Source organism: Cetobacterium sp., assembly GCF_977044495.1.
The window spans coordinates 101,768-108,719 of sequence record NZ_CDRRQU010000001.1 but is presented as its reverse complement, the minus strand read 5'-3'; the positions used below and the strand labels follow the sequence as shown (position 1 = coordinate 108,719).

The window sequence follows — 6,952 nt, the reverse complement described above, 5'->3', positions numbered from 1 at the left end:
ACCCTGACGCCGAGTTAAATTCGTATTATTCTAAAGAAAATATTAGTATTAAAAGTAAAAAATATTAAATCTATTAATCTAGAAAAATTACTGAGGTTTACACAAAGAGTTAAACACTCTCCTATTGAGCGGTTAAAGATGTGAGTCGCTGGCTTTTATTCCTACATTACACTCTCTTCACACATTACCTTAGCTTGTTTTAACACAAGTTCTGTTGCATCCTTTGTGTCTTCTGGAGGATAACCAAACTTTTTAAGAAGTCTTCTTATAGATGTCCTCATCTTAGCTTGTACACTCTCTTTATCATACCAATCTATAGTCATATTTTTTCTAATAGTTTCTGTCAGCTCTTTTGTTATCTGTACCAGTATATCATCACCTAACATCTCTTTTACTTTTTCATCTCGAGTTAAAGCGTCATAAAAAGCTACCTCATCTTCTGTTAAACCAAGTGAGTCACCCTCTTTATGAGTTTCCATAAACTCCTTAGCCATCTTTATAAGTTCTTCCATTATCTCTAAACTTGTTAAAGCCTTATTTCTATAAGAACTCATAGCCTTTTGAAGTCTTTCTGAAAACTTTTCAGCTACCACTAGATTTTTTCTGCTAGAGTATTTAATCTTACCCTCTATTAGCTTTCTTAACATCTCAACAGCTAAGTTTTTATACTTTATCTTCTCAACTTCTTTTAAAAACTCATCTGAAAGAATAGATATATCTGGATTATCAAGTCCTAACTGCGAATAAACATCTATAACATCTTCAGATATAATCGTCTTAGCCATAAGTGAAGCTATTTTTTCATTTATCTGAACCTGAGTTAATTTCTTAGAATTATCTTTATCCTCAGTTTCTAACTTAATAACACTAGCTTTAACAGCTTTAAAGTAACTTATCTCATCATTTAAAGCCTGTCCATCACGAGTTGTTATACATAGAGAGTGAGCCTTAGCCAGTGCTAAAACATTATCAATAAATCTTTTCTTAATTCCGGGGTTATCATTTTCAAAACCTAAGATGTAATCCATACCCTCTATAATAATTCTAGCACGCTCTAAAGCACTACTACTTTTATATTTCGAATAATCAAAGTGATGGAATATCTCTTTTACAATCTCATAGTGTTCAACCATAAGAGCTACCGCTTTTTCTGTATCTATCCCAGTTGTCTTTTGATCATTTGGTGTATATTGTCTTAATGCTTTTTTAAGTGCATCTCCTATTCCAATATAGTCTACAACTAAGCCACCAATTTTATCTTTGTATACTCTATTTACCCTTGCAATAGCTTGCATTAAGTTATGCTCTACCATAGGTTTATCAATATACATAGTATGCATTGATGGAACGTCAAACCCTGTTAGCCACATATCACGAACTATAACAATCTCTAACTCATCACCATCATCTTTCATTCTATTAGCAAGCTCTTCTCTTTCCTGCTTTGTAGTAAAGTGTTGCTTAAACTCCATAGGATCCTTACTAATATCACTTGTCATAACAACTTTTATTTTTCCCTTAGTCTTATCCTCACTATGCCACTCTGGTCTTAAACTTACAATCTCATTGTATAAATCTACACATATTTTACGAGACATAGCTACTATCATACATTTACCAAAAGTATTATTTCTTCTCATCTCCCAGTGTTCTATAAAATCCTCTGCCAAAGTTCTTATTCTATTTTGTGAACCAATAATAGCTTCCATTTTTGTAATATCTTTTTTAGTACGTTCAACAGCTGTTGCCTCTTGACCCTCCATAATCTCTTCAAATTCATCATCAATTTCAGATAAAACAGGATATGGAATATCTAATTTTATAAATCTATTTTCATAATAGATTTTAACAGTAGCTCCATCTTCAACAGCTCTTGTCATATCATAAGTATCTATGTAGTCACCAAATACAGCAGTTGTAGATTTATCATCAAAATCTATAGGAGTTCCTGTAAATCCAATATAATTTGCATTGGGAAGTGCATCACGAATATGTTTAGCGTACCCGTATTTACTGTTTCCATCTGCACCCATTTTAGCATCTAATCCATACTGTGATCTATGAGCCTCATCAGCTATAATATATATGTCATTTCTAGTACTAATAGCCTCTACAATCTCTCCAGTTTTAGGAGCAAACTTCTGAATTGTAGAGAATATTATTCCACCACTACTTACATTTAGTAGCTCTTTTAATCTATCTTTATCGTCTGCTTGTTTTGGTGTCTCTATTAGATAGCTTTGAGCTTTTGAGAAAGTTCCAAAAAGTTGATTATCCAAGTCATTTCTATCAGTTAAAACTATAACTGTTGGATTGTTAAACTTTTTCATAAGTTGTCCTGTATAAAATGTCATAGTTAGAGATTTTCCACTACCTTGAGTATGCCAAACGACACCGATTTTTCCATCATTGCTACGAGCATCTGCTGTCTTTTCCAGTGCTTTTTTTATAGCAAAGAACTGGTGATACTGAGCTAATATCTTTATTTTTTCATTTTTGCTTTGAAGAAACAGGATATAGTCGTGAGTCAGTTCTAATACTCTTTCCTTAGATAGCATTCCACGAGTTAAAACTTCCATCATTAAAGAGTTTGTATCGGCTATTGTAACTCCATCAATACTTCTAAAGCTCATAAATCTCTCTTCATTTGATGATATAGTTCCAGCTTTTGCATTAACTCCATCACTTATAACGATAAAAGAGTTGTATTTAAAAAGATCTGTAATCTCATATTTATATCTTTCAATTTGAGTATATGCTTCTTTTATACCTACATTGTCATTGCTTAGAGATTTTAACTCTATAACTACAAGAGGGAGTCCATTGATAAATAGTATTATATCTGGTCTACGTTTAGATTTTCCCACTATTGTAAATTGATTTATAGCTTGAAACTCATTTTTTTTAATATTTTTAAAATCTATTAAATATACTTTTCCACCAGAACGTTTGTTTCCATCTTTGTCTTGATACTCTCCTACATCCACACCATTGACTAGCATATTATGAAACTCTTCATTACTTCTAATCAAGTTTGGGTGTGAAAGCAGTATTACTTTTCTAATAGCCTCCTCTTTAGTAGAAGATGGCATATCTTTATTAATGTTATAAACTGCTTCTCTTAAATTCTCTTCTAATACTACTGAATGATAGTCATCTCTTTCTAGTTTTCTACCATCAATACATTCCCATCCCAAAGATTCTAATATTTCAAGATAGGCCGCTTCTAATTCATCCTCTGTAAAATTCATCGTTACCCCCACTACTAACTTATTTGACTCTTTTCCAACTCTCTTATTTGTTTTATGTAATCTAATAATTCATCCATTTCGTCTACAGAAATTTCATAAATCATTTGAATACTAGTTCCCCAATATTCATGTATTAATTTATTTCTAACTCCTTGCTTTAGACATATATCACACTTCCTAATATTTCTTCTTTTACCTTTCCTTTATAATCTTTTACATCTGGGTTTTTAAACTTATAATCAAAAACACTTTTTTCAACTAAGTCTACTTTTTTTCCAAAAGTATTTTCTAACTCCTCTTGCAAAGCACAAAAATTTCTATACATGCCTTTTTTAAATTCTATTTTTACAATTATATCTATATCACTACTATCAGTTTCTTCTTCCCTAGCATAACTTCCAAATAATCCAATTTCTAAAATTGAATATTTTTCTTTATCCAACCCTTTTAAAACAGATAAAATACTTTCTTTATTAACTATCATTTTATCACCTCATTTTTAAAATTTTTATCTCTTTTAATTCAATCTCTTTATTATATAAAAGCTTTAAAAAAAACTCTTCTAAATATGTAAAATCAGGAGATATTTTTTTTGGAATATTGCTGTAATTTGAAGCTATCAAAGAATTTCTGAAATATACTGAATTTTCTCTGAAAAGATCATTATTTACAAGATAGCCCATACTTAAAAGGTATTTCTGAATGAAAACTGCAATAGTTCGAGTGTTTCCTTCTATAAAAGGGTGTATCTGCCATATTGCAGATGTGAATCGAGCTAAACTTTTAACCTGCTTATCTAAACTCATTTGAGAATAATTTTTACTGCTTTCATTTTCAAAATCATATTTCAGAAACTCATCTATTGTGGTGTACTCTCCATATATAACAGTATCACCATTTAAAACTGGTTCTTTTTTAGAGATATTGTATTTTCTGTATTCTCCAATACTATTATCTCTTTCATCCAGTAGAAGTTCAGAGAAAAGTTTTCTATGAATACTCTTCAGTTGAATAGGACTAAAAACAAAAGCTCTATCTTCTAGAAGTTTTGCAATTCTTGTAGAGACTAGGTCACACTCCATTTCAGAATAATTGATAGAGTTTTTATCCTGTTTGCTATAGTACTTTTTTAGATCAATCTCTATTTCATCAAAGGTCTTTTTTCCTTCTATAGATTCTTTTGTAAGTTGGATAAGATAAGAGGATGGAGTTAATCCATCTACCTCATTTAGCCCTATTCCAACTTCCCAGTTTTCTATTCTCTTTTCCACTGGGGTATCGTATTCTTTTATGATTTCATATTGAATATCTTTTAGCGTCATTTTAATTTTTTCACCTCATTTTTAAATAGGATTATTATTTAAAAAATTCTCTATCTCTTCAAAAGCTAAGTTAGAAACTTTAATCATTTTTCCGTCACAACAACTACATTTCATTATACCTCAACTTCTCCACTCATAAGTTTAGGAAGAAGAGTATCTCTTATTTCTGTTAATGATTGGATTTCTTTCTTATTATTTTCAATTTTTTCAAAAATTTTACTCATATATCTATTAAAATCTTGCATAATTGAATATATTGGAAACAATATTTTTATATTATTAATATCCGGTTTAGAAAGTCCTTGGATAACACTACCTGTTGCATTTTGTTTTAATTTTTCAAAAGAATTATTCAAAACCATATAAATATACTCTCGATATTCAACTTTAATATCTTTAATTGTAGCTACACCACGCCCAATTACATAATCTTTATCTGTCGTACTTAATAACCCTATTGTTGCTCTGATGCAAAAAACATAATCACCTTTTTTTGCTATTCTTGTTGGTGAAGTGGTATATTTTTTAGGAGATAATTTTAATTTTGTAAAATCTGCTGCTCCATTTAATAAAGGCAACCCTTGTTGTAAATCATTATAACTCTCACTCTTAGGAGACAAACCCATTATTAACTCACCAAATTCTTTTTTAGTTTCTAAGGTTGCTACTTCCCATCCATCTGGAATCTCTCCAAGTTCACTATCTACCATTTTTCCACCACTACTTCTATATGGCTCTCCATTCTCATTTGGAAAATCAAAATCTATAAACCATCTTTTGAAAAGAGTTTGTGCCATCTCTTCAAGAGTTTTATTTATTTCATTATTGACTTCTATTTTATCATCAAGAGCTGATAATATTGAGGCTATCTTTTCTTGGATTTCTAAATTAGGAATAGATATTTCTATCTGGTTTAAAGTTTTTGTTGTTAAACTTGGAATTGCTGAGCCTTCATTTAAAGTAGCTAAATCCAAAATTTTCATTTTGTAATATAAAAATTTAGGAAATACTAATTCTTTATTTATCTTCGACCAAAATAAAGTATCTACCGTCCAAAATGGTTCATTTATATAAAATAAATTACTTAAAGCCCCTTTTCTAGGTATTAGTATACTTTCTTTATCATAGATAGCTTTCTCAACTTTTCTCATTAATCCACCTGTTCCAAAACATGGAACTTTACCTTCAGCTAATGCTTTGTGATCTTTTCCATATTTTATTTCAAGCAAATCTGATAATTTGTAGATTTTCATTTCCATCTATTTTACACTCCATTTTCATTTTTATTGACAGTTTTTTTTAAAACTATTGACTTTTATCGTAAATTTATGATAGTATAATGTATCGAAACCAGATGCTTACACAGGCTCTTTGTCAGCCGTACGTGTGGCTCTTTTTTTTTTACATTTTTATAAATTTATCTTTAATTTTTTAAAATTTATTCTTTTACCGTTTCTTAAACGATAATCAGCATACTTAAATATCCAGCAATCCTTTGGAAGATTTTTGTTTCTAATCCCATTAAGTTCTTTAAAATATTTATAAATAATATTGATACTATCAGCTCTTTCCTTTAAAAAATCTCTCTTATAACCTTTGGGATTTGTTTTTTTATTGTCTTTCTTCTCTCTTGCTCTAAATCCCTTCTCTAAAAAAATTATTAAACTTTCTTTATGACAAAGAGCATTTCTAAGGATTCCTATTGTTTTTAATTCACGTAATCTATTTCCAATTTTAAATTTACTAGTTTTTCTTAGATAAGTATTAAAAAGTTCATAGATTGTCTTATATTCTTCATCATCTGTTTTGACTGATAAACATAAAATATCATTAATCATACCAAATGTTTGTATTTTTAAAAGAAGATAAAAATAATTATTCCAGTCTGAATCAGAATGAGAAAACTTTGTAATATTTGACTTCCACTCTTTGTCAAACTTTTTAAAAATATAATCATCACTTTTTAATTTGTCATAACTTCTATTTTCATAATCATATCTGTATAATTTTTGAAGATATTCTCTAAATCCAATTTCTTTATTTTTTAAAATCGTTTTAAAATATTCATCTAAATGTACTTTTAACTCTGTTTCATAAGAAAGTACAGCATCTCTTAGTTTATTTTCAAATTTTAACAATTCATTATATTTTTTTTTCAATATTTTAAATTTTGTTTTATATGAATAAGTATGAATAAATCTATTATTTTCTCTTCTTTGTCCGCTTGCAAAGAAATATTTTAGAGAAATAACATTTAAATAATTATTTCTCTGTAAAAATATCCTCATATCTTCTTTTTGTTTTTCATTTTCAAAACCTATACTTTTATTTTTAGATAGAGAATCTATTTGAGCAGATATATTAAGTATTTCTTTCATC

At 29.0% G+C, this 6,952-nt stretch carries 6 protein-coding genes; all 6 read right to left on the bottom strand.

What is annotated here, in order from left to right; translation table 11 throughout:
- Positions 1-161 precede the first annotated feature (161 nt).
- Positions 162-3,251 (bottom strand): type I restriction endonuclease subunit R, encoded by a 3,090-nt coding sequence (locus tag ACWI69_RS00500; RefSeq protein WP_448819911.1) that lies wholly within the window; start codon positions 3,249-3,251, stop codon positions 162-164.
- Positions 3,252-3,265: 14 nt separating this feature from the next.
- On the bottom strand, positions 3,266-3,418 hold the full coding sequence (locus tag ACWI69_RS00495; RefSeq protein WP_448819913.1) for a HepT-like ribonuclease domain-containing protein: 153 nt from the start codon (positions 3,416-3,418) through the stop codon (positions 3,266-3,268).
- Complete coding sequence (locus ACWI69_RS00490; RefSeq protein WP_448819910.1) at positions 3,409-3,735, bottom strand: nucleotidyltransferase family protein; 327 nt, start codon at positions 3,733-3,735, stop codon at positions 3,409-3,411. Before ACWI69_RS00490 ends, ACWI69_RS00495 begins: the two co-directional genes overlap by 10 nt.
- Before the next feature lie 4 nt (positions 3,736-3,739).
- Positions 3,740-4,573, bottom strand: a complete 834-nt coding sequence (locus ACWI69_RS00485) for a Fic family protein (RefSeq protein ID WP_448819909.1) — start codon at positions 4,571-4,573, stop codon at positions 3,740-3,742.
- 113 nt (positions 4,574-4,686) lie between these two features.
- On the bottom strand, positions 4,687-5,832 hold the full coding sequence (locus tag ACWI69_RS00480; protein ID WP_448819908.1) for a restriction endonuclease subunit S: 1,146 nt from the start codon (positions 5,830-5,832) through the stop codon (positions 4,687-4,689).
- A gap of 150 nt (positions 5,833-5,982) precedes the next feature.
- Positions 5,983-6,951: a hypothetical protein gene (locus tag ACWI69_RS00475; protein WP_448819907.1), complete on the bottom strand. Its 969-nt coding sequence runs from the start codon at positions 6,949-6,951 to the stop codon at positions 5,983-5,985.
- Position 6,952: the final 1 nt, after the last annotated feature.

Coding starts and splice junctions, on each gene's coding strand:
- ACWI69_RS00500 (WP_448819911.1), bottom strand. CDS start 3,251: ATGAATTTTACAGAGGATGAATTAGAAGCGGCCTATCTTGAAATATTA.
- ACWI69_RS00480 (WP_448819908.1), bottom strand. CDS start 5,832: ATGGAAATGAAAATCTACAAATTATCAGATTTGCTTGAAATAAAATAT.
- ACWI69_RS00485 (WP_448819909.1), bottom strand. CDS start 4,573: ATGACGCTAAAAGATATTCAATATGAAATCATAAAAGAATACGATACC.
- ACWI69_RS00475 (WP_448819907.1), bottom strand. CDS start 6,951: ATGAAAGAAATACTTAATATATCTGCTCAAATAGATTCTCTATCTAAA.
- ACWI69_RS00490 (WP_448819910.1), bottom strand. CDS start 3,735: ATGATAGTTAATAAAGAAAGTATTTTATCTGTTTTAAAAGGGTTGGAT.